This window comes from Variovorax paradoxus (assembly GCF_024734665.1).
GTDB lineage: Bacteria > Pseudomonadota > Gammaproteobacteria > Burkholderiales > Burkholderiaceae_C > Variovorax.
On the sequence record NZ_CP102931.1, the window covers coordinates 406,946 to 427,782 of the forward strand.

Consider the following 20,837-nt stretch of genomic DNA (forward strand, 5'->3'; position numbering starts at 1 on the left):
ACGAGCTTAGTGCGCGCCGCGCCGCGCGCGCGTCACCTCGGTGTCAGCGACAGGCTCCGGGGGCTCGTGAAGCTGCGCAGGTCTCCCGTCACCGGGTCGAGAAAGGCCAGCGACTGGGCCAGCAGCTGCAGAGGCTTGCCGAAGTCATCCGCACCCTCGGGCAGCAGCACTGGGTAGATCGGGTCGTTCACGATCGGCATGCCCAGCGCCATGCAATGCACGCGCAGCTGGTGCTTGCGGCCCGTGATTGGCGAGAGCTTCAGCAGCGCGTGGCCGTCGCGCACTTCCTGCACCTCGATGCGGGTCTCGGAGTTGGGCTCGCCGGGCTCTTCCCGCACGCGCATGAAGTGCTCGTCGTCGACCAGCCGGCTGCGATAGATCTCGGGCACAGACGACACGCCCTCGCGCCACGGCACGATGGCCTCGTAGTGCTTGGCGATGCGGCGCTCGGGGAACATCACCTGGTAGGCGCCGCGCGTGGCGTGCCGCACCGAGAACAGCACCAGCCCCGAGGTGCTGCGGTCGATGCGGTGCATCGGCACGAGGTCGTCGAGCTTCAGCTTGCGTTTGAGGCGCACCAGCAGGCTTTCCTGCAGGTACTTGCCGGTGGGCGTGACGGGCACGAAGGGAGGCTTGTCCACGACCAGCAGATCATCGTCCTGGAACACGATCTGCTCTTCGAAAGGGATGCGCGCTTCGTCGTCGAGCGTGCGGTAGTAGTACACGCGCAGCGGCGACTCGTAGCGGCGCGTCGCGGTCACGGGCACGCCATGTTCGTCGATGACATCGTTCGCTTCGATGCGCTCGAGCCAGGCCTCGCGCGTGATCGCGGGAAAACGCTCGATCAGGAATTCGGCAATCGTCGGCCAGGGGCCGGAAGACAGGCCGACGCAGCTCGGGCCTACGCCGTCGCGCGTGGGTAGCGGCAGCTGCGGCGGTCGGCGCCGGGTCATGGCGATGAAGATGCTTGCTGCAGCAACGACAGCGCTTGGGCGAACGTCGGGCGCGCGGCGGCGTCGGGCTGCAGGCAGCGGTCTTTCAGCGTGCTTACCGATGCGGGCGCTGCGTCGGTGCAGCGCTCGAGCAGTTCTTCAAGCAGGCAGCCGAAGGCGCGCATCTCCAGCGCCTGGAACGCGCGCGCCTGTGCCGCGTCGAGCGCGCCGGTCATCCACGCAGCGCCGAAGTCGCCGAGCCGGCCGCCGCGCTGTGCGTGCCACAGGATGTTGTGTGCGTAGAGGTCGCCGTGAAGAATCCCTCGCGCATGCAGGTGCTGCATGGCCGAGGCGATGTCGCGTGCGATGCGCAGCGCCACGTTGGGCGTCCACCGCGCTTCTTCGGCATAGACATCGCGCGTGCATGAGGCAAGGCTCGGTGGCCCCGCGAGCGTGACGAATGACGGATCGACCAGTGCCATCACCAGGCCTTCGGTGCCGTCGGGGTGCCCGTCGATGCGGCTCTGCGCTGCGATCAGCGTTGGGTGCACGCCAGCGGCGATGCAGGCGGCCATTTCACTGTGCGGCCAGCCGTCGCTGGTGACTGCACCCTTGAAGAGCTTGACTGCCACCTGCTGTGCCTTGCCGAGCGTGGCTTGATGGATCACACCCGACGCGCCTTCGCCGAGCTTCCTGCCCAGCGTCAGTTCACGCCAGTCGATGTGCGGTACCGACTGCGCGGTGATCGCCGCGTCCTCGGCCTGCGTGTCGAAGGGGTTGCCCGCGCAGGCGAGCCACGACAGGCGCGGCAGCGAGGGCAGCCACGCGGGCAGTGTCTCGAAGCGGTTGGCCGAGATGCGAAGCAGTTCGAGCTGCTTGAGCGCGGCCATCGACTGCGGCAACGTGCGCAGGCGGTTGCCCGCCAGCATCAGCTTCTGCATGCGCGTGCAATCGCCGAGCGAATCGGGCAGTTCTTCGATCTGGTTGTCCGTGAGGATCAGCCAGCGCAACGAGGCTGGCAGCGCTGCAGCCGGCACAACGCTAATCTGGTTGGCCTTGAAGCCGACGATGTCGATACCGTGGCACCTGCCGATCGACTCGGGCAGCGTGGTGAACCGGTTGTCGGAGCAGAACAGCACGCGCAGCCTGTGCAGGCGGTTCAGGTCGTCGGGCAGCGTGTCGAGCGCATTGCCCGACAGGTTCAGCACCTCGAGCGAATCCGCGAGGTCGAAAAGCTCGCGCGGAAACTCGGTGAGTCCGCACGAGAGATCGATTCTTTTTGCGCCTGCCAGCCGGCCCGCGCGCAGCTGAGCCAGCGTGTCTTCCATCCGGGGAGTTTAGGCGGCCTTCGCGCCGAAGCGGTAGATGCCGTCCTTGCCAAGTTCGCGCTTCACCTGGCCGGAGAACCACAGCAGGTGCAGGTGGGCCACCGTTTCGCCCATGGCGAAGGTCATCTGGTGCAGGTCGAGCTCGCGCTTGAACAGGATCGGCAGGCCTTCAGCTGCCGTCAGCGCGCGTGCCGTGCAGGCTTCGAGCAGTTCGGCCAGCCGGTCGCGATGGTGCTCCTGCAGCTGGTCGACGCGGCGGTGGATGCCCCGGAAGGGCTTGCCGTGCGAAGGCAGGCCCAGCGTGTCGGCCGGCAACGCCTTGAACTTGTCGATGCTGTCGAGAAAGAGGCGCAACGAATTCGCCTCGGGCTCGCCCGCGTGCACGCTCACGTTGGTGGAAATGCGCGGCAGCATCATGTCGCCGCCCAACAGCAGCTTCAGGTCGTCGCAATACAGCGCGATGTGCTCGGGCGCGTGGCCGTAGCCGCTGATGCAGCGCCAGTCGTGGCCGCCGATGGTGACGATGTCGCCGTCGAGCATGCGCACGAAGCTCTCGGGCACCGAGGGCACCATGTTCGCGTAGTAGTTGGTGCGCGCGCTGATCTTGGCGATGGATTCGGGGTCGGTCAGGCCATGCGAGGCAAAGAAGCGCGCCGCCGGTTCGCCGCCCGCCAGGGTGTCGCCGGCAGTGCTGAGCACGCGGGCCACGTGGTAGTCGGTCGAGCTGATCCACAGCGGTGCGTTCCAGCGCGTGCAGAGCCAGTCGGCCAGGCCGATGTGGTCGGGATGCATGTGCGTGACGATGACGCGCAGGATCGGCATGCCCTGCAGCTGCGTCTCGAACACCTGCTCCCACTGCGCGCGTGCCTCGTCGCGGGCGATGCAGCAGTCGACCACCGTCCAGCCCTCGACGCCGTCGAGGGTGTCGCGCAGCAGCCAGAGGTTGATGTGGTCGAGCGCAAAGGGCAGCCGCATTCGAATCCAGCGCACGCCGGGCGCCACTTCCAGGGTTTCGCCGGGCTCGGGGAGCGTGTCACCGAGGGGGTAGTGGAGTTCGCGTTCGAGGAGGTTCATGTAAGATTGACGTTTACGTAAACGTCATGGAGTAGTGGCACCATTGTAGGGATCGCGGCGCAAACCTGCTGTCGCGCCCGTAACGCCCCTTCTCCAGACCCCCGCCATGCCTGCGCAAACCTTCACCATCAGCCAGCTCGCGAAGGAATTCGACCTCACGACGCGGGCCATCCGCTTCTACGAGGACATGGGCCTGCTCACGCCCGAGCGCGCCGGCCTGCAGCGCATCTACAGCGCGCGCGACCGCGCCCGCCTCACGCTCACGCTGCGCGCCAAGCGCCTCGGCCTGAGCCTGACGGAGGCAAAAGACATCCTCGACATGTACGACAGCCCGCGCGACACCGTGCCGCAGCTGGAAAAATTCCTTGGCGTGCTGGGTGCCCACCGGGCCCAGCTCGAGGCGCAGCTGACCGAGCTGCAGGCCAATCTCGCGGAAGTGCGGGAGCATGAAAAAAAGGGACGCGCCACCCTTGTCAAAGCACAAAAGGCGACCAAGACCCGCAGGCCGGCCGAAGCCAAGGCCTGAAAACACGACTCATCGACAATAGCCGACTATGTCCGACAACACCGATAACCTCGACGACCTCTTTGCCCACAACCGCGCCTGGTCCGCCCAGATGGAGCGCGACCGGCCCGGTTTCTTCACCAGCCTGGTGAAGCAGCAGACGCCACGCTACATGTGGATCGGCTGTTCCGACAGCCGAGTGCCCGCCAACCAGATCACCGGTCTGGAGCCGGGCGAAGTGTTCGTGCACCGCAACGTGGCCAACATCGTGGTGCACTCCGACCTCAACGCGCTCTCGGCGATCCAGTTCGCGGTGGAGCACCTGAAGGTCGAGCACATCATGGTGGTCGGCCACTACGGCTGCGCTGGCGTCAAGGCCGCGCTCAGCGGCAAGCGCATCGGCCTGGCCGACAACTGGATCCGCCACATCCAGGACGTGCGCGATCGCCACAGCGTGATGCTCGAAAGCCTGCCCGAAGAAGCGCGCGTCGATGCGCTGTGCGAACTCAACGTGGCCGAACAGGTGGTCAACGTGGCCGTCAGCACCGTCATGGTCGACGCCTGGGCGCGCGGCCAGAAGGTGCGCATCCACGGCTGGACCTTCGGCGTGCACGACGGCCTGCTGCAGGACCTGGGCCTGAGCGTCGACGGCGCCAAGCCGCTCGACGCGGTGTACAAGGCCGCGGTGCAGCGCATCCGCTACAAGTGGAGCAAGCCCGGCGAAGTGATCCAGTCGCTGACGCTGCAGGGCACGCAGGTGAACCAGTCGGTGCAGGAGGCGCAGGCCATGACGCCGCAGCCCGAGGCCGACGGCACGACAGATCCCGCCGCCGCCTGAGCGACCCGGGCGCCTCCAACTGCCTGCCCGCCCATGTTCCCGCAGCGCCTCGATTCGCCGCTGGCCTACGACATCGCGAAGGCGATGATGGACGGCTTCAACCGGCACTACCGGTTGTTCCGCGCCGAATCGGCGCGCGCCAAGCACCGTTTCGAAACCGCTGACTGGCATGGCCAGCAGCGCGCGCAGCGCGAACGCATCGAGTTCTACGACCTGCGCGTGAGCGAGGCCGTGGCCCGGCTGGAGAAAGAGTTCAAGGCCGGCGACCAGCCCATGGACGTGTGGCATCAGATCAAGCTGCACTACATCGGCCTGCTGGTGGACCACCATCAGCCCGAGCTGGCCGAGAGCTTCTTCAACTCGGTGACCACGAAGATCCTGCACCGCGCGTACTTCCAGAACGACTTCATCTTCGTGCGCCCGGCTATCAGCACCGAATACATCGAGCCGCGCGGCGCGCCCACCTACCGCCCGTACTACCCGGAGCCCGACACGCTGGCCGACACCCTCGAGCAGATGCTCGATGACTTCGCTCTGCTCGGCAGCTTCGCCAACAAGCGCCGTGATGCGGAGCGCGTGGCGCACGTCATCCTGAACCGCTTTCACCAGGTCAAGCTGCGCGCCAACTTCCAGCTGCAGGTGCTGTCGGGCCTGTTCTTTCGCAACAAGGGCGCGTACGTGGTCGGCAAGATCATGAACGGCTTCACCGAGATTCCGTTCTCGCTGCCGATCCTGCACGACAGCCACGGCAAGTTCTACATCGACGCGGCGCTGTTCGGCGAAGACGACCTGCAGATGCTGTTCAGCTTTGCGCGCGCGTACTTCATGGTCGACATGGAGGTGCCATCGGCCTGGGTGCAGTTTTTGCGCTCGCTCATGCCGCGCAAGCCGCGCGCCGAGATCTACAACGCACTCGGCCTCGCCAAGCAGGGCAAGACGCTGTTCTACCGAGACTTCCTCTCGCACCTGAACTACTCGAGCGACCGCTTTCGCATCGCGCCCGGCATCAAGGGCATGGTCATGCTGGTGTTCGACCTGCCGTCGTTCCCGTTCGTGTTCAAGGTCATCAAGGATTTCTATCCGCCGCAGAAGGACACCACGCGCGAGCAGATCAAGGGCAAGTACATGCTCGTGAAACAGCACGACCGCGTGGGCCGCATGGCCGACACGCTGGAGTACAGCGACGTGGGTTTTCCGCTCGACCGCTTCGAGCCCGAGCTGATCGAGGAAATCCGCAAGTTCGCGCCCAGCCAGCTCGAGATCGGCGACCGCGACGGCAACGGGGAAATGGAAGTCGTGGTCAAGCACGTCTACATCGAGCGGCGCATGATCCCGCTCAACATCTACCTGCAGGAAGCCTTCGACACGCTGGCCCACCCCGAGAGCCCAGCGCATGCCAAGCGCGCGAAAGACCAGCTGGAGCACGCGGTGATCGAGTACGGCAACGCCATCAAGGACATGGTCGCGGCCAACATCTTCCCCGGTGACATGCTGTGGAAGAACTTCGGCGTCACGCGCGGCGGCAAGGTCGTGTTCTACGACTACGACGAAATCGAATACGTCACCGACTGCAAGTTCCGCAAGGTGCCCACGCCGCGCAACGAAGAAGACGAGATGAGCGGTGAGGTCTGGTACTCGGTGGGTCCGAAGGACGTGTTCCCCGAAACCTTCGAGCCCTTTCTGCTGGGCAACAAGGACGTGCGCGAAGCCTTCATGGCGCACCACGCCGACCTGCTCGACGCCGCCTTCTGGCAGCACCACAAGGAACGCATCCAGGCCGGGCAGATGCTCGATGTGTTCCCGTACGAAGAATCGCAGCGCTTCCAGCACGAAGGACACGCGACGCATTTCTGATCGATCGCTTCTTGATTCCGCTTTCACACTTCTGAAGGAGACCTCCATGTCCGAATCCATCGTCATCGTCGGCGCCGCCCGCACCCCCATGGGTGGCTTCCAGGGCGACTTCTCGTCCCTCTCCGCGCACGACCTCGGCGGCGCAGCCATCAAGGCCGCCGTCGAGCGCGCCGGCATCGCGCCCGACACCGTGGGCGAAGTGCTGTTCGGCAACTGCCTGATGGCAGGCCAGGGCCAGGCCCCGGCGCGCCAGGCGGCCTACAAGGGCGGCCTGCCCGACAGCGCAGGGGCAGTCACGCTCAGCAAGATGTGCGGCTCGGCCATGAAGGCCGCGATGCTCGCGCACGACCTGCTGCTGGCCGGCACACACGACGTGATGGTGGCCGGCGGCATGGAAAGCATGACCAACGCGCCCTACCTCATGCTCAAGGGCCGCGGCGGCTACCGCATGGGCCACGACCGCATCTTCGACCACATGATGCTCGACGGCCTCGAAGACGCCTACCAGCCGGGCCGCTCGATGGGCACCTTCGGCGAAGACTGCGCGGCCAAGTACAAGTTCACGCGCGAGCAGCAGGATGCGTTTGCCATTGCCAGTGTCGAGCGCGCCAAGAAGGCCACCGACACCGGCCTCTTCAAGGACGAGATCGTGCCCGTCACGGTCAAGGGCCGGGGCGGCGATACCGTCATCTCCATCGACGAAGGCCCGGGCAAGGTCAAGCTCGACAAGATCCCAACGCTCAAGCCCGCGTTCAAGAAAGAAAACGGCACCATCACCGCCGCATCGAGCTCGTCCATCAACGACGGCGCCGCAGCGCTGGTGATGATGACCGAGTCACAAGCCAAGAAGATCGGCGCCAGGCCCATCGCCCGCATCGTCGGCCACGCCACGCACGCGCAACAGCCCGAGTGGTTCTCGACTGCGCCCGTCGGCGCCGTCGCCAAGCTGTTCCAGAAGACCGGCTGGAAGGTGAAAGACGTCGACCTGTGGGAAGTGAACGAGGCCTTCGCCGTGGTGCCGATGGCGCTGATGCACGAGCTCGACGTGTCGCACGAGATCGTCAACGTGCACGGCGGCGCCTGCGCGCTGGGCCACCCGATCGGCGCCAGCGGCGCGCGAATCATGGTCACGCTGATCCATGCGCTGAAGGCGCGCGGCAAGAAGCGCGGCGTGGCCACCTTGTGCATCGGCGGGGGCGAAGGCACCGCCGTGGCACTCGAATTGCTATAAAAACAATGGCCGGGAGCGCCCGAGGGATGGGCGCTTGCCGGCTTTTCCGTTCAGATACTTCAAACAATGCGTAGAGCAGGAGATTTCATGCGCCCATCCATCTACCGTACCGCCATCGCCGCCATCGCCGCCGTGCTGGCCACCGCCTTCGTGGCGGGCGCCGCCTGGGCCCAGAAGCGCGACAACGTGCTGTTTCAGGCTGCCACCGACGAGCAGCCCGCGGTGATCAAGACGCTGGAAAAGCTGGTCAACATCGAGACCGGCACAGGTGACGCAGAAGGCATCGCCGCCGCCGGCAGCTACCTCGAGGGCGAACTCAAGAGCTTGGGCTTCACCGTCACGCGCAGCAAGTCGGCCGGCATCGTGGTGGGCGACAACATCGTGGGCAAGATCAAGGGCCGTGGCGGAAAGAACCTGCTGCTGCTCTCGCACATGGACACCGTGTACCTGAAGGGCACTCTCGCGAAGGCGCCGTTCAAGATCGAAGGCGACAAGGCCTACGGGCCCGGCATTGCCGACGACAAGGGCGGCAACGCCGTCATCCTGCACACGCTCAAGCTGCTGAAGGACTACGGCGTGCGCGACTACGGCACCATCACCGTGCTGTTCAACACCGATGAGGAAAAAGGCTCCTTCGGCTCGCGCGACCTGATCCAGGAAGAAGCCAAGCTGGCCGACTACGTGCTCTCCTTCGAGCCCACCAGCGCCGGCGACGAGAAACTCTCGCTGGGTACCTCGGGCATCGCCTACGTGCAGGTCAACATCACCGGCAAGGCCTCCCATGCGGGCGCGGCGCCCGAGCTGGGCGTGAACGCGCTGGTCGAAGCCTCCGACCTCGTGCTGCGCACCATGAACATCGACGACAAGTCGAAGAACCTGCGCTTCAACTGGACCATTGCCAAGGCCGGCAACGTGTCGAACATCATCCCCGCCAGCGCCACGCTGAATGCCGACGTGCGCTATGCGCGCAACGAAGACTTCGACGCCGCGATGAAGACGCTGGAAGAACGCGCGCAGCAGAAGAAGCTGCCCGAGGCCGACGTCAAGGTGATCGTCACGCGCGGCCGCCCGGCCTTCAATGCCGGCGAAGGCGGCAAGAAGCTGGTCGACAAGGCCGTGGGCTACTACAAGGAAGCCGGCGGCACGCTGGGCGTGGAAGAGCGCACCGGCGGCGGCACCGACGCGGCCTACGCGGCGCTCTCGGGCAAGCCCGTGATCGAAAGCCTGGGCCTGCCGGGCTTCGGCTATCACAGCGACAAGGCCGAGTACGTGGACATCAGCGCCATTCCTCGCCGCCTGTACATGGCCGCTCGCCTGATCATGGATCTGGGCGCAGGCAAGTAAGTCAACACGAACAGAAGAAAAGACAGGAGACAACGCCATGCTGCTCAGCGCCGACCAGGAAGCCATCCGCGACGCGGTGCGCGATTTCTCGCAAGCCGAACTCTGGCCCAACGCCCCCAAGTGGGACCGCGAGCACAGCTTTCCGAAGGAAGCCCACCAGGGTCTCGCCGCGCTGGGCGCCTACGGCATCTGCGTGCCTGAAGAGAATGGCGGCGCGGGCCTCGACTACCTCACGCTCGCGCTGGTGCTGGAAGAAATCGCGGCCGGCGACGGTGGCACCAGCACGGCCATCAGCGTGACCAACTGCCCGGTCAACGCCATCCTCATGCGCTACGGCAACGCGCAGCAAAAGAAGCAATGGCTCGAACCGCTGGCGCAGGGCCAGATGCTCGGCGCCTTCTGCCTCACCGAGCCGCAGGCCGGCAGCGATGCGTCGAGCCTGCGCACCACGGCGCGCAAGGACGGCGATGCCTACGTGATCGACGGTGTGAAGCAGTTCATCACCAGCGGCAAGAACGGCCAGGTGGCCATCGTCATCGCGGTAACGGACAAGGGCGCGGGCAAGCGCGGCATGAGCGCGTTCATCGTGCCGACCGATGCGCCGGGCTACAACGTCGCGCGCCTCGAAGACAAGCTGGGCCAGCACAGCAGCGACACCGCGCAGATCAACTTCGACGCTTGCCGCATTCCGCGCGAGAACCTGATCGGCGCGGAAGGCGAGGGCTACAAGATCGCGCTCGGCGCACTCGAGGGCGGCCGCATCGGCATTGCCGCGCAGAGCGTGGGCATGGCACGCAGCGCGTTCGATGTGGCGCTGGTGTATGCCAAGGAGCGCCAGGCCTTTGGCGGCTCGATCTTCGACCAGCAGGCCGTGGGCTTTCGCCTGGCCGAATGCGCGACGCAGCTCGAAGCCGCGCGCCAGCTGATCTGGCATGCCGCGAGCCTGCGCGACGCCGGTAGGCCTTGCCTGAAGGAAGCGGCCATGGCCAAGCTGTTCGCCAGCGAGATGGCCGAGCGCGTGTGCAGCGCAGCCATCCAGACGCTGGGCGGCTACGGCTACGTGAACGACTTCCCGCTGGAGCGCATCTACCGCGACGTGCGCGTGTGCCAGATCTATGAAGGCACTTCGGATATCCAGAAGCTGCTGATTCAACGCGCGCTGGCGTGAACGACATGCGGCCCGTCTGTCATCGGTTTCGATGACAGACAGTTACGCGCCGCAGGCGCAGCATGGCGGCCTCTTCGTCGGAGGTCTTTGCCATGTCCATCTTCAAAACAGTTTCTCCCGCATTGGTGCTGCTGTGCATGGGCGCCGTAGCCCTGCCGGCGCGCGCGCAGCCTGCAGCCCCTGATATTTCCACGCTGACAGCGACCGAAGCCGTGCAGCAGCTGTGCGCCGGCACCGTCACCAGCGAGCAGTTGGTAACGGCGTATCTCGCCCAAGCCAAGGCCAAGGCGAACCTCAACGCCTTCATCACGCTCGACGAAGCCGGCGCGTTGAAGGCCGCGCGCGCCGCCGATGCACTGCGCAAGCGCGGTGGCGCCTGCAAGCCGCTGGCGGGGCTGCCGGTGGCCATCAAGGACAACATCCAGGTGCAGGGCCTGCCCGCAACGGCCGGCACGCCTGCGCTCAAAGGCTTCGTGCCCACCGCCGATGCACCGGTGGTCGCCAGGCTGCGCGCGGCTGGTGCAGTGGTGCTCGGCAAGACGAACATGCACGAGCTGGCCTTCGGCGTCACGGGCTACAACCCCGCGTTCCAGACCGGCCCCGAGGTGGGCGTGCGCAATGCCTACGACCCGAGCCGCATCGCGGGCGGCTCGTCGTCGGGCAACGGTACCGCGCTGGGCGCGCGCATGGCGCCTGCGGCGCTGGGCACCGACACGGGCGGGTCGGTGCGCATTCCGTGCGCGTTCAACGGCTGTGCGTCGCTGCGTCCGACAGTGGGGCGCTATCCGCAGCAGGGCATTGCGCCGATCTCGCACACGCGCGACACGGCGGGGCCGATGGCGCAATCGATGGCTGACGTGGCGCTGCTCGACGGCGTCATCGCAGGCGGCAAGCCGCTCAAGCCCGCCGATTTGAAGCGCGTGCGGCTTGGCGTGGTACCGGCCATGCAGGCCAACCTCGATGCCGACACGCGCGCCGCCACCGATGCCGCGTTTGCGAAGCTGCGCGCTGTCGGCGTCACGCTGGTCGATGTGGAGATGCCGAAGCTGATGGAGCTCAACGGCGCGGTCGGCTTTCCGCTGGCGCTCTACGAGGCGCACGACGACATGGTGGCCTACCTTGCGAAGTACCGCACGGGTATCGACATTGCACAGCTCACGGCCGGCATTGCCAGCCCCGATGTCAAGGGCACCTTCGAGACCTTCGTCATTCCGCGCAAGCTGCCCGCAGCCAGCGGCGTGGTCGATGCGAAGCCGATCTACGAGAACGCGATGCGCGTCGCGCGCCCGGCGCTGCAGAAGCTCTACCGCGACACCTTCGCGAAGAACAGGCTCGATGCGCTGGTGTTCCCGACGGTGCCGCGCGTGGCACTGGCCGCGGGGGCCGAAGCCAGCAGCCCCGAGAACTTCGGCTCGCTGATCCAGAACACCGACCCCGGCAGCAACGCCGGCATACCGGGCGTGCAGTTGCCATCGGGCCTCGGCGCAACCAGCGGCCTGCCCGTGGGCCTGGAGCTGGACGGCCCTGCCGGCAGCGACCGCAAGCTTCTGGCCGTGGGCCTCGCGGTGGAGCAGGTGCTCGGCCGGCTGCCGGCGCCTAAGTAAGCGCGAGCGGCATGGCCCAGCCTGCGAGCGCCGAGCGGCGCTCGATGCCCAGCTTGTCGAAGATGCGCCGCAGGTAGGTGCGCACGGTGGGCACGCCCACCGCGAGGCGCCGCGCGATCTCCTTGTCGGTGAGCCCTTCGCACACGCAGCGGGCCACTTCCTGCTCGCGCACGCTCAGCAAGGCCCATGCGGCTTCGCGTGTGTCGCCCGGGGCGACTGAAGCCGCCACACGCTGCGCCCGTTGCAGGGCCCCCGCGAACGCCGGCTCGATCAGGTCGAGCAGCGCCTTCTCGTGATCGCCGAAATCGCCGCGCCCCTTGCGGCGCCAGATGCGCAGGTCGCCCAGCGCGCGCTCGCCCTCGAAGGCATGCAGGTTCATTCCCCAGTGCAGCCCGTCGCGCGCGAGAAAGTCGTTGAAGAACGCGGTGCGCATCAGCTCGCGCTGCGGCATCACCTCGGTCACGCGCGTGGCGCGGCGCCTCGACTGCAGCACGAAGGTGATCGGGTCGTGGTGCTGGTGCCACTGCGCATAGCTGTCGAGATTCGCGGGGTCCATGTGCAGCGCCACGCGTGCGCCGAAGCTGCCGCTCGCGGCGTCCCACACGAACGAGGCGAACTGGTCCGCATGCAGCAGGTCGAGCAGCGCCCAGCCCAGGTGCTCGCGGATCTCCTGCTCGCCGCGGTCTTCCGCCAGCAGCGTGAAAACGCCGCGCAATGCGTGCTGTTCAGAGCCTGTGAGGTACATACATCGCCGACTTTCTCGAGGGAGCCGTTGTAACGCTAACGTTTAGCAAGCGCCGCGCCAAGGGTGGATGCCCGCGAATGCATGCGCCGCGCGGTCATGTATATCGCGCAGAATCGACGGCAGCCCGGCCATGCCATCGACAACTCCCATCACCGAACACGCATCCAGGCCGCTGCTGAAGCGGTTCCGTGACTATTGGATCGAGGCGCCCAACGCCAATCCGCTGGTGGACCAGAGCCTGGCGCGCGCCTATGTGATCGACACGCGGGACACGCCGCTGTCAGCCGCCGTCACGGCCGCGGTGTTCTGGATCCTGTTCCTCGTTCTCACCGGCAACCGCGGCACGCTCGTGTGGGCCGTGCTGGTGCACGCGATGCAATGGAACATGCACCGCCACCTGCACCGGCTGGATCCGGCCGCCATCGATGCAGCCACTGCCGCGCGCACGCGCCGGCGGCTGGAGTTGCGCATGCTGTTCCCGGGGCTGGTGTGGGCGTTGGCGCCGTGGCTGTTCTTCCCGCATGGCGACCTTGCCCACATCCTGCTCATGTACTTCTTCGTGAGCGGCACGACCAGCGTGATCATTGCCGCGCTCGCCCAGTGGTGGCTGGCCGCCCTGTGCTTCGGCGTCCCGGTGTTCCTGAGCCTGGCGCTGCGGCTGGTGCTTGAGCCGGGCAGCGTGACGGTCATCATGGGGTGCCTTGCGGTGTCGCAGCTGGTGGCGGCCCTGCACTATGCGCGCAAGCAGAACCGGCTGATCGTCGGCTCCATCGAGAACGGCTTCGAGAACGCGCGCCTGGCCGAAGCGCTGTCGCGCCAGCTCGACCACGTGGCACAGCTCGCCGCGCAGCGCGCCCGCATCTTTGCGGCCGCCAACCACGACCTGCGCCAGCCCATGCATGCGCTGGCCATCTTCGTCGACGCGCTGGACACGCGCAATCCGCCCACGGCCGAGAACCTGCGCTTCATGCGCGACAGCGTAGATGCCCTGCGCGGCTCCATCGATGCGCTGCTGGACATCGCGCAGCTCGACGGCGGCGTGGCGCCCGTTCGCCCCGAGCCGATGCGCCTGCAGCCGCTGTTCGATGCGCTGCACGGGCGCTTTGCGGCGCTGGCCGCGGCCAAGGGGCTGCGCCTGCGCGTGCGCCCCACGCAAGCCGCGGTGCAGGCGGACGCGCGCATGCTCGCGCGGCTGCTCGGCAACCTGGTGGACAACGCGATCAAGTACACCCCCTCGGGCACCGTGCTGGTCTGCGCCAGGCATGCGACGCCGGGCGCCTGGCGCATCGAGGTGCGCGATTCCGGCGTGGGCATCGACGCGCGGCACCAGGCGCAGGTGTTCGAGGAGTTTTTCCAGATCGACAACCCCGGGCGCGACCGCAGCCGCGGGCTCGGGCTGGGCCTGTCGCTGGTGGCGAGCACGGCGCAGGTGATGGGTTCGCGCATCCGGGTGCGCACCGCACCGGGCCGCGGCAGCACCTTCTCGCTGGTGCTCGACGAGACGGCCGCGCCACCGGCAGATGACGACCTGGCCGTGCCGGCCGGGCCAACGGAAGAAGCTGCCGCCCTTCGCATCCTGGTGCTCGACGACGAGCAACCCGTGCGCGAGGCCATGCGTTCGCTCCTGTCCGCCTGGGGCCACGAGGTGGTGCTGGCGGCCAACCCGCGCGAAGCCTTGCAGCAGGCCGGCGTGTTCGACCTGATGCTGAGCGACCTGCGCCTGGGCAGCGGCCTCTCGGGCCTGGCCGCCGCGCAGGCCCTGCAAGCGGTCGGCAAGGCACGCAACGTGGTCGTCCTCACCGGCGAAACCGCGCATGCGACGCGGGCGGAGGTCGAGCGCGCAGGCTATGCGCTGATCTACAAGCCGGCAGGTGCGCAGGCCCTGCAGGAAGCCATTGCCGCAAGCCGGCCTGCCTAGCCTCGGGGCTTGCCCCATCGGCACCTTGCCCGCAAGGTGTTCCAATAGCGGTCTTCATGAGCGCCAACGATCCCACCACCGGACCTTGCCCCTGCGGCCGTACAGACCGCCGCGACAAGCCCATCGGCTACGCCCTGTGCTGTGGCCGCTATCTCGACGATTTCGGGAACACGCCCGCGCCCGACGCCGAATCGCTGATGCGTTCGCGCTATTCGGCCTTCGTGCTGGAACGCGGCGAATATCTGCTCGCCACCTGGCACGCGTCGAAGCGGCCGGCCTCGATCGAGTTCGAGCCGGGCGTCAAATGGCTGGGGCTGGACATCCGCTCGCGCTCGGTGCTCGACGCGGACCATGCCGAAATCGAGTTCGTCGCGCGCCAGCGCAGCGCGGCCACGGGCGCCGCCACGCGCCTGCACGAGCGCAGCCGCTTCGTGCGGGAAGGCGATCGCTGGTACTACCTGGACGGCGACCTGCAAGTACCCCTGGGTTGACGCACCGGGCCGAGGCCCGCACAATCGGCCCCGCTCCGGGGTGCACGCATGTGGCGTGCTGAGATGGCAAAGCAGCCGACCCGCGAACTTGATCCGGGTCATACCGGCGTAAGAAGAGCTGCACTCCCTGGCTTCGGTCCGTCACTCCCCCTTCCGTGACGGGCTTCCCGAAGCCCACCGAGCGATTGCGGAGCACCCTTTCCTCAACAAGGAGTGCCTCCGATGAATGCCCCCGACAAGTTCACCACGCTGCTTTCGCTCACGCGCGAGCCCTTTCCCGCGTCGCACAAGTGCGTCATTCCGGGCAGCCGGCCCGACCTGTTCGTGCCCGTGCGCGACGTGCAGCTCACCAACGGCGAGACCGTGTCGCTCTACGACACCTCCGGCCCGTACACCGACCCGAAGGTCGAGATCGACGTGCGCCGCGGCCTGCCCGACGTGCGCGGCGCCTGGGTGCTGGAACGCAACGACACCGAAAGTTACGAAGGCCGCTCGCATCACGCGCTGGACGACGGCGCCAAGAACGAAGACCGCGACGCGCAGCGCCTGGCCGAGTTGCGCGCCGGTGCCTCGGCACTGCAGCGCACGCCGCGCCGCGCGAAGTCGGGCGCCAACGTCACGCAGATGCACTACGCGCGCCGCGGCATCGTCACGCCCGAAATGGAGTACGTGGCCTTGCGCGAGAACGGCAAGCGCGAGTGGATGGCCGAATACCTTGCCAACGAAGAGCGCGCCAGGCGCGTGATGGGCAACCCGATGGGCGCGACCATTCCGCGCATCATCACGCCCGAGTTCGTGCGCGACGAAGTGGCCCGCGGCCGTGCCATCATTCCCGCGAACATCAACCACCCCGAAGTCGAGCCGATGGCCATCGGCCGCAACTTCAAGGTGAAGATCAACGCCAACATCGGCAACTCGGCCGTCACGTCGAGCATCGAGGAAGAAGTCGAGAAGCTGGTGTGGGCCATTCGCTGGGGCGCCGACAACGTGATGGACCTGTCGACCGGCAAGAACATCCACACCACGCGCGACTGGATCGTGCGCAACTCGCCGGTGCCCATCGGCACGGTGCCCATCTACCAGGCGCTCGAGAAGGTGGGCGGCGTGGCCGAAGACCTGACCTGGGAGATCTACCGCGACACGCTGATCGAGCAGGCGGAGCAGGGCGTCGACTACTTCACCATCCACGCCGGCCTGCGCCTGCCGTTCATCCATCTCACGGCCGACCGCATGACGGGCATCGTGTCGCGCGGTGGCTCGATCATGGCCAAGTGGTGCATCGCGCACCACAAGGAGAGCTTTCTCTACACGCACTTCGAGGATATCTGCGACATCATGAAGGCCTACGACGTGAGCTTCTCGCTCGGCGATGGCCTGCGTCCCGGCTCGGGCGCCGATGCCAACGACGAGGCGCAGTTTGCCGAGCTGCGCACGCTGGGCGAGCTCACGCAGATCGCATGGAAGCACGACGTGCAGACCATGATCGAAGGGCCCGGCCACGTGCCGATGCACATGATCCAGTCGAACATGGACGAGCAGCTCAAGCACTGCCACGAGGCGCCGTTCTACACGCTCGGGCCGCTGACCATCGACATCGCACCGGGCTACGACCACATCGCCAGCGCTATCGGCGCGGCCATGATCGGCTGGGCCGGCACGGCGATGCTCTGCTACGTGACGCCGAAGGAACACTTGGGGCTGCCGGACCGCGACGACGTGAAGCAAGGGATCATTGCCTACAAGATCGCCGCGCACGCGGCGGATGTGGCCAAGGGCCATCCCGGCGCTCGTTCGCGCGACGACGCGCTGAGCAAGGCGCGCTTCGAGTTCCGCTGGCAGGACCAGTTCAACCTGGGCCTCGACCCCGACACGGCGCGCGAATTCCATGACGAGACGCTGCCGAAGGATTCGAGCAAGGTGGCGCACTTCTGCTCGATGTGCGGGCCCAAGTTCTGCTCGATGAAGATCACGCAGGAAGTGCGCGAATACGCAGCGAAGAAGGGCGTGGCCGAGGCGGCCGCCATGGCCGAGGGCATGGAAGAGAAGTCGAAGGAATTCATGGCGGGCGGCGGCGAGATGTACATCCCGATCCGTCCGATAGCCTGAGCTTCCTCCTGCGAAAAGGGGGCGTTGCTACCATGGGGTCAATCACCGAACTCCGGCACTGCAATGACCCCCTTTCCTTTTTCCGCCGTTCTCTTCGATTGCGACGGCGTGCTCGTCGATTCCGAACCCATCACCAACCGCGTGCTCGCCGAAATGCTCGGCGAGCTCGGTTGGCACATCACGACCGAGGAATCGATGAACACCTTCACCGGCAAGGCGGTGAAGGACGAGGCTGCGCTCATCGAGACGAAGACCGGCGTGAGGATCACCGACGACTGGCTCAAGACCTTCCGCGCCCGCCGCAATGAGGCACTTGAGCGCGACCTCGTCGCCATTCCCCACGCGCCCGCCGCCATCCGCGAAATCCATTCAAGGCTCAAGGGCCGCATTGCCTGCGCATCGGGTGCAGACCGCCACAAGGTCGAACTGCAGCTTGCCAAGGTCGGCATGCTCGACTATTTCCAGGGCCGCATCTTCAGCGGACACGAGATGCCGCGCTCCAAGCCGCACCCCGACGTGTACCTCGCCGCGGCGGAAGCCCTCGGTGTCGACCCGAAACGCTGCGCCATCGTCGAAGACACCGTTACCGGCGCAATGGCCGGCGTGGCTGCAGGAGCCACTGTGTTCGGCTACAGCACCGGCGAATCGGGCCACAGCGGCCCCGGCCCTCTGCTGAGCGTGGGCGCGGTGAAGGTGTTCAGCGACATGTCCGAACTGCCGGCGCTGCTTTCGGGCTACGGGCTGCAGGCGGCCTGAGTTTCTGGTGGAATGCAGGGCGCAACTCCCGAGCCGCAGGAACCACTTCCCATGACTTCCGAATACAAAACCGAGCAGCCCGATCGCAGCGAGATCGACGCGCTCACCGGCCCCGCCGTGGTCGAGTTCGGCACCAACTGGTGCGGCATCTGCAAGGCCGCGCAGCCGAACATCGCCGAGGCCTTTGCCAAGTACCCGGATATTCGCCGCATCAAGGTCGAAGACGGCAGCGGGCGTCCGCTGGGTCGTTCGTTCAACGTGCGCCTGTGGCCTACGCTGGTGTTCATGCGCGATGGCAAGCAGGTTGCGAAGCTGGTGCGGCCTGAAGACAGCCAATCCATTGCCGATGCGCTTGCGCTGATCGCGCAGCCCAGCTGACGCGTCATTCTCGGGGCGCGATCACGCCGACGGTGTCATCCGCACGCACCCCGAACGTGCCCCAAACGCCCTCCGCTACAGCCCCTGCTGCCGAAAGTCGCGAGGCGCATGCCCTGTCCACTGCAGGAACGCACGTGAAAAGCTCTTCTCGTTGCGAAACCCCACCGCCAGCGCCACCTGTTTGATCGGCCGCGTGGTGCGGCGCAGCTGGTCGATGGCCATTTCGTGGCGCACCTCGTTCTTCAGCGCCTGCAGCGAGGTGCCTTCCTCGTGCAACTGCCGGTGCAGTGTGCGGCTCGACACATTGAGCAACCCGGCCAGCGCCTCGGCCGTGGTGGCCTCGCTGGCGCGCGAACGCAGCAGTTCGCGCACCCGCTGGCCCAGCAGGCGGTCGCGCCGGTACTGCAGGATTGTGAGCGGCAGCGCGCGCCTGAGCATGGTGCGCAGCGCGCGCTCGTCTCGCTGCAAGGGTAGAGCGAGATAGCGCTCGTCGAAACTGATGCCCGCCTGCGGCGCGTCGAAGCGCACGTCGGGCGTGAACATCAGCGGGTAGGCGTCGCTGTGCGGCGGCGCGGCAAACGGAAAGCTCGCGTGCCGCAGCGAAATGCGCGAGTCGATGGCCCAGCACATGTAGCCGTGCACGAAGCGCAGGGTGGTCACCAGGCAGAACTCGCGGAAGGCGTCGTCCAGCGGGACGTTCTCGGCGATGCGCAGCGTGGCCACGCCGCCGGCCACTTCGAGCGACAGGCCGATGTCCTCGGTCAGCAGCCGGTGGTGGCGGCACCAGCGCTTGATGGCCACGCCTAGGTCGGGCGAGGTCAGCGAGGCGCGGCACAGCAGGCCGTAGGTGCCCCAGGGCAGGCGCCGCGAGAACCAGCCGAGCGTTTCGTCGTCGAGCTCCTGCATGGCGTGGCCTGACAGCACCTCGAACTGCGCGGCCGTCACCCTCGCGCCCGGCCGGGCCAGCTCGCGCGGCGTGATCTGTGCCGCCTTCAGGGCCTCGGCCGGGTCCATGCCGTAGCGCTCGTAGCCCTGCACGATAGCTCTCACGAAGGCCATCGGCGTGACGGCGCGGGCGGGTCTGAGGAACGACGGGGGCGACATGGTGCAGCGGATCAGTCGTGGCGTGATTTGCAACCATTGTGGCGCCAATTGCGGCACGGCGAGGCGTAAGCTGCGATCTTTCGCAAGCGCCATCCAGCGCGGGTGGCATTGCGCGCAGACCCCTTCAGAGGAGACAAACCCCATGCACGATCCCGGCCTGAACTTCGACCTGGGCGACACCATCGACTCGCTGCGCAGCGCGATCCAGGACTTCGCCGCCAACGAAATCGCGCCCCGCGCTGCCGACATCGACCGCGACAACCTGTTCCCGCACGACCTCTGGCAGAAGCTCGGCGAGCTCGGCCTGCACGGCATGACGGTGAAAGAGGAATTCGGCGGCACCGAGCTGGGCTACCTGGCGCACATCGTGGCCATGGAAGAAGTCTCGCGCGCCTCGGCCTCGGTGGGCCTGTCTTACGGCGCGCACTCCAACCTGTGCGTGAACCAGATCCACCGCAACGGCAGCGACGCGCAGAAGAAGAAATACCTGCCCAAGCTGGTGAGCGGCGAGCACGTCGGCGCGCTGGCCATGAGCGAGCCCAACGCCGGCTCCGACGTGGTGAGCATGAAGCTCAAGGCCGAGAAGAAGAACGGCTACTACGTGCTCAACGGCGGCAAGATGTGGATCACCAACGGCGGTGACGCCGACACGCTGGTCATCTACGCCAAGACCGAGCCCGAGATGGGCGCGCGCGGCATGACGGCCTTCATCGTCGAGAAGAACTTCAAGGGCTTCTCCGCCGGCACCAAGCTCGACAAGCTCGGCATGCGCGGCTCCAACACCTTCCCGCTGTTCTTCGACAACTGCGAAGTGCCCGAAGAGAACGTGCTCGGCGGCGAAGGCCAGGGCGCGAGAGTGCTGATGAGCGGCCTCGACTACGAACGCGCGGTGCTTTCGGGCGGCCCGCTGGGCATCATGGCTGCATGCATGGACGCGGTGCTGCCCTTCATCCACGAGCGCAAGCAGTTCGGCCAGAGCATCGGCGAGTTCCAGCTCATGCAGGGCAAGCTGGCCGACATGTATTCGACCTGGCAGGCCACGCGTGCCTATGTGTACGCGGTGGGTAAGGCCTGCGACCGCAACGACCATGCGCGCACCTTCCGCAAGGATGCGGCCGGCGCCATCCTGTACTCCGCAGAGAAGGCGACTTGGATGGCCGGCGAGGCGATCCAGGCGCTGGGCGGCGTGGGCTACACGAAGGACTTCCCGGTCGAGCGGCTGTGGCGCGATGCCAAGCTGTACGAGATCGGCGCGGGCACGAGCGAGATCCGCCGGATGCTGATCGGCCGCGAGCTGTTCGCTGAAACGGCATAAGCTGTGTTTCTCCCTCCCCCTCTGGGGGAGGGCAGGGGTGGGGGCAAGCGGCATTCGATGAAGCACTGCGCTGAACATACGCCGCCTGCCCCCATCCCAGCCTTCCCCCAAAGGGGGAAGGAGCCAGGCAAGGAGACAAGGAAGGA

Annotated in this window: 18 protein-coding genes and 1 riboswitch; of the genes, 13 read left to right on the forward strand and 5 right to left on the reverse strand. The window is 66.7% G+C overall.

The genetic code is table 11. The annotated features are described in order from the left end of the window. Positions 1–32 precede the first annotated feature (32 nt). From NWF24_RS01900 to NWF24_RS01910, 3 genes are read right to left on the reverse strand one after another with little or no spacing between them, the layout of a single operon-like run. Positions 33–953, reverse strand: coding sequence for a pseudouridine synthase (locus tag NWF24_RS01900; RefSeq protein WP_258352742.1), 921 nt, complete (start codon positions 951–953; stop codon positions 33–35). Beyond that, positions 950–2,260 carry a leucine-rich repeat-containing protein kinase family protein gene (locus tag NWF24_RS01905; protein WP_258352743.1) on the reverse strand — a complete coding sequence of 437 codons (1,311 nt, stop codon included), beginning with the start codon at positions 2,258–2,260 and terminating at the stop codon, positions 950–952. Before NWF24_RS01905 ends, NWF24_RS01900 begins: the two co-directional genes overlap by 4 nt. 9 nt (positions 2,261–2,269) lie before the next feature. Continuing rightward, positions 2,270–3,334: an MBL fold metallo-hydrolase gene (locus NWF24_RS01910; RefSeq protein ID WP_258352744.1), complete on the reverse strand. Its 1,065-nt coding sequence runs from the start codon at positions 3,332–3,334 to the stop codon at positions 2,270–2,272. Between the two features lie 106 nt (positions 3,335–3,440). Between NWF24_RS01910 and NWF24_RS01915 the strand changes: the two genes are divergently transcribed. From NWF24_RS01915 to iaaH, 7 genes are all read left to right on the forward strand, one after another. Further along, positions 3,441–3,860, forward strand: a complete 420-nt coding sequence (locus NWF24_RS01915) for a MerR family transcriptional regulator (protein ID WP_258352745.1) — start codon at positions 3,441–3,443, stop codon at positions 3,858–3,860. Positions 3,861–3,888: 28 nt separating this feature from the next. Beyond that, positions 3,889–4,677 (forward strand): carbonate dehydratase, encoded by a 789-nt coding sequence (gene can / locus NWF24_RS01920; RefSeq protein ID WP_258352746.1) that lies wholly within the window; start codon positions 3,889–3,891, stop codon positions 4,675–4,677. 33 nt (positions 4,678–4,710) lie between these two features. Then, positions 4,711–6,531, forward strand: a complete 1,821-nt coding sequence (gene aceK / locus NWF24_RS01925) for a bifunctional isocitrate dehydrogenase kinase/phosphatase (RefSeq protein ID WP_258352747.1) — start codon at positions 4,711–4,713, stop codon at positions 6,529–6,531. Between the two features lie 46 nt (positions 6,532–6,577). Beyond that, a complete protein-coding gene (locus tag NWF24_RS01930; protein ID WP_258352748.1) occupies positions 6,578–7,762 on the forward strand; it encodes an acetyl-CoA C-acyltransferase in 1,185 nt (394 codons plus the stop codon). A gap of 87 nt (positions 7,763–7,849) precedes the next feature. Further along, complete coding sequence (locus tag NWF24_RS01935) at positions 7,850–9,106, forward strand: glutamate carboxypeptidase (protein ID WP_258352749.1); 1,257 nt, start codon at positions 7,850–7,852, stop codon at positions 9,104–9,106. A gap of 37 nt (positions 9,107–9,143) precedes the next feature. Beyond that, a complete protein-coding gene (locus NWF24_RS01940; RefSeq protein ID WP_258352750.1) occupies positions 9,144–10,274 on the forward strand; it encodes an acyl-CoA dehydrogenase family protein in 1,131 nt (376 codons plus the stop codon). Between the two features lie 92 nt (positions 10,275–10,366). After that, a complete protein-coding gene (iaaH, locus tag NWF24_RS01945) occupies positions 10,367–11,878 on the forward strand; it encodes an indoleacetamide hydrolase (protein WP_375338433.1) in 1,512 nt (503 codons plus the stop codon). On the opposite strand, the gene NWF24_RS01950 is transcribed toward iaaH, so the two are convergent. Further along, positions 11,871–12,623, reverse strand: coding sequence for a helix-turn-helix transcriptional regulator (locus NWF24_RS01950; RefSeq protein ID WP_258352751.1), 753 nt, complete (start codon positions 12,621–12,623; stop codon positions 11,871–11,873). The genes iaaH and NWF24_RS01950 overlap by 8 nt on opposite strands. Positions 12,624–12,753: 130 nt before the next feature. Between NWF24_RS01950 and NWF24_RS01955 the strand changes: the two genes are divergently transcribed. The 5 genes from NWF24_RS01955 (at position 12,754) to NWF24_RS01975 (ending at position 18,272) form a co-directional block, all read left to right on the forward strand. Continuing rightward, a complete protein-coding gene (locus NWF24_RS01955) occupies positions 12,754–14,541 on the forward strand; it encodes a hybrid sensor histidine kinase/response regulator (RefSeq protein WP_258352752.1) in 1,788 nt (595 codons plus the stop codon). A 56-nt stretch (positions 14,542–14,597) separates the two neighbouring features. Then, the gene (locus tag NWF24_RS01960; RefSeq protein WP_093177258.1) at positions 14,598–15,032 is read left to right on the forward strand and encodes a YchJ family protein; all 435 of its coding nucleotides are present in this window, start codon (positions 14,598–14,600) and stop codon (positions 15,030–15,032) included. A 26-nt stretch (positions 15,033–15,058) separates the two neighbouring features. Continuing rightward, positions 15,059–15,164: riboswitch (TPP riboswitch) on the forward strand. Positions 15,165–15,254: 90 nt separating this feature from the next. Next, complete coding sequence (thiC, locus tag NWF24_RS01965; protein WP_258352753.1) at positions 15,255–17,138, forward strand: phosphomethylpyrimidine synthase ThiC; 1,884 nt, start codon at positions 15,255–15,257, stop codon at positions 17,136–17,138. 63 nt (positions 17,139–17,201) lie between these two features. Next, the gene (locus NWF24_RS01970) at positions 17,202–17,894 is read left to right on the forward strand and encodes an HAD family hydrolase (protein WP_258352754.1); all 693 of its coding nucleotides are present in this window, start codon (positions 17,202–17,204) and stop codon (positions 17,892–17,894) included. 51 nt (positions 17,895–17,945) lie between these two features. Then, positions 17,946–18,272, forward strand: coding sequence for a thioredoxin family protein (locus tag NWF24_RS01975; protein ID WP_093056754.1), 327 nt, complete (start codon positions 17,946–17,948; stop codon positions 18,270–18,272). Positions 18,273–18,347: 75 nt separating this feature from the next. On the opposite strand, the gene NWF24_RS01980 is transcribed toward NWF24_RS01975, so the two are convergent. After that, entirely contained in the window at positions 18,348–19,376 is a 1,029-nt protein-coding gene (locus NWF24_RS01980) for an AraC family transcriptional regulator (RefSeq protein WP_258352755.1), read from the reverse strand. A gap of 142 nt (positions 19,377–19,518) precedes the next feature. Here NWF24_RS01980 and NWF24_RS01985 point away from each other — a divergent pair, with 142 nt between their 5' ends. After that, positions 19,519–20,691 carry an isovaleryl-CoA dehydrogenase gene (locus NWF24_RS01985; protein WP_258352756.1) on the forward strand — a complete coding sequence of 391 codons (1,173 nt, stop codon included), beginning with the start codon at positions 19,519–19,521 and terminating at the stop codon, positions 20,689–20,691. The last annotated feature ends 146 nt before the right edge of the window (positions 20,692–20,837 follow it).

What these genes read in the sequence shown, in the direction of transcription:
- NWF24_RS01975 (WP_093056754.1), top strand. Translation starts at nt 17,946, where the DNA reads ATGACTTCCGAATACAAAACCGAGCAGCCCGATCGCAGCGAGATCGAC.
- NWF24_RS01915 (WP_258352745.1), top strand. Translation starts at nt 3,441, where the DNA reads ATGCCTGCGCAAACCTTCACCATCAGCCAGCTCGCGAAGGAATTCGAC.
- thiC (WP_258352753.1), top strand. Translation starts at nt 15,255, where the DNA reads ATGAATGCCCCCGACAAGTTCACCACGCTGCTTTCGCTCACGCGCGAG.
- NWF24_RS01985 (WP_258352756.1), top strand. Translation starts at nt 19,519, where the DNA reads ATGCACGATCCCGGCCTGAACTTCGACCTGGGCGACACCATCGACTCG.
- NWF24_RS01950 (WP_258352751.1), bottom strand. Translation starts at nt 12,623, where the DNA reads ATGTACCTCACAGGCTCTGAACAGCACGCATTGCGCGGCGTTTTCACG.
- NWF24_RS01905 (WP_258352743.1), bottom strand. Translation starts at nt 2,260, where the DNA reads ATGGAAGACACGCTGGCTCAGCTGCGCGCGGGCCGGCTGGCAGGCGCA.
- NWF24_RS01930 (WP_258352748.1), top strand. Translation starts at nt 6,578, where the DNA reads ATGTCCGAATCCATCGTCATCGTCGGCGCCGCCCGCACCCCCATGGGT.
- NWF24_RS01900 (WP_258352742.1), bottom strand. Translation starts at nt 953, where the DNA reads ATGACCCGGCGCCGACCGCCGCAGCTGCCGCTACCCACGCGCGACGGC.
- NWF24_RS01955 (WP_258352752.1), top strand. Translation starts at nt 12,754, where the DNA reads ATGCCATCGACAACTCCCATCACCGAACACGCATCCAGGCCGCTGCTG.
- NWF24_RS01910 (WP_258352744.1), bottom strand. Translation starts at nt 3,334, where the DNA reads ATGAACCTCCTCGAACGCGAACTCCACTACCCCCTCGGTGACACGCTC.
- NWF24_RS01940 (WP_258352750.1), top strand. Translation starts at nt 9,144, where the DNA reads ATGCTGCTCAGCGCCGACCAGGAAGCCATCCGCGACGCGGTGCGCGAT.
- iaaH (WP_375338433.1), top strand. Translation starts at nt 10,367, where the DNA reads ATGTCCATCTTCAAAACAGTTTCTCCCGCATTGGTGCTGCTGTGCATG.
- NWF24_RS01970 (WP_258352754.1), top strand. Translation starts at nt 17,202, where the DNA reads ATGACCCCCTTTCCTTTTTCCGCCGTTCTCTTCGATTGCGACGGCGTG.
- NWF24_RS01935 (WP_258352749.1), top strand. Translation starts at nt 7,850, where the DNA reads ATGCGCCCATCCATCTACCGTACCGCCATCGCCGCCATCGCCGCCGTG.
- NWF24_RS01980 (WP_258352755.1), bottom strand. Translation starts at nt 19,376, where the DNA reads ATGTCGCCCCCGTCGTTCCTCAGACCCGCCCGCGCCGTCACGCCGATG.
- aceK (WP_258352747.1), top strand. Translation starts at nt 4,711, where the DNA reads ATGTTCCCGCAGCGCCTCGATTCGCCGCTGGCCTACGACATCGCGAAG.
- can (WP_258352746.1), top strand. Translation starts at nt 3,889, where the DNA reads ATGTCCGACAACACCGATAACCTCGACGACCTCTTTGCCCACAACCGC.
- NWF24_RS01960 (WP_093177258.1), top strand. Translation starts at nt 14,598, where the DNA reads ATGAGCGCCAACGATCCCACCACCGGACCTTGCCCCTGCGGCCGTACA.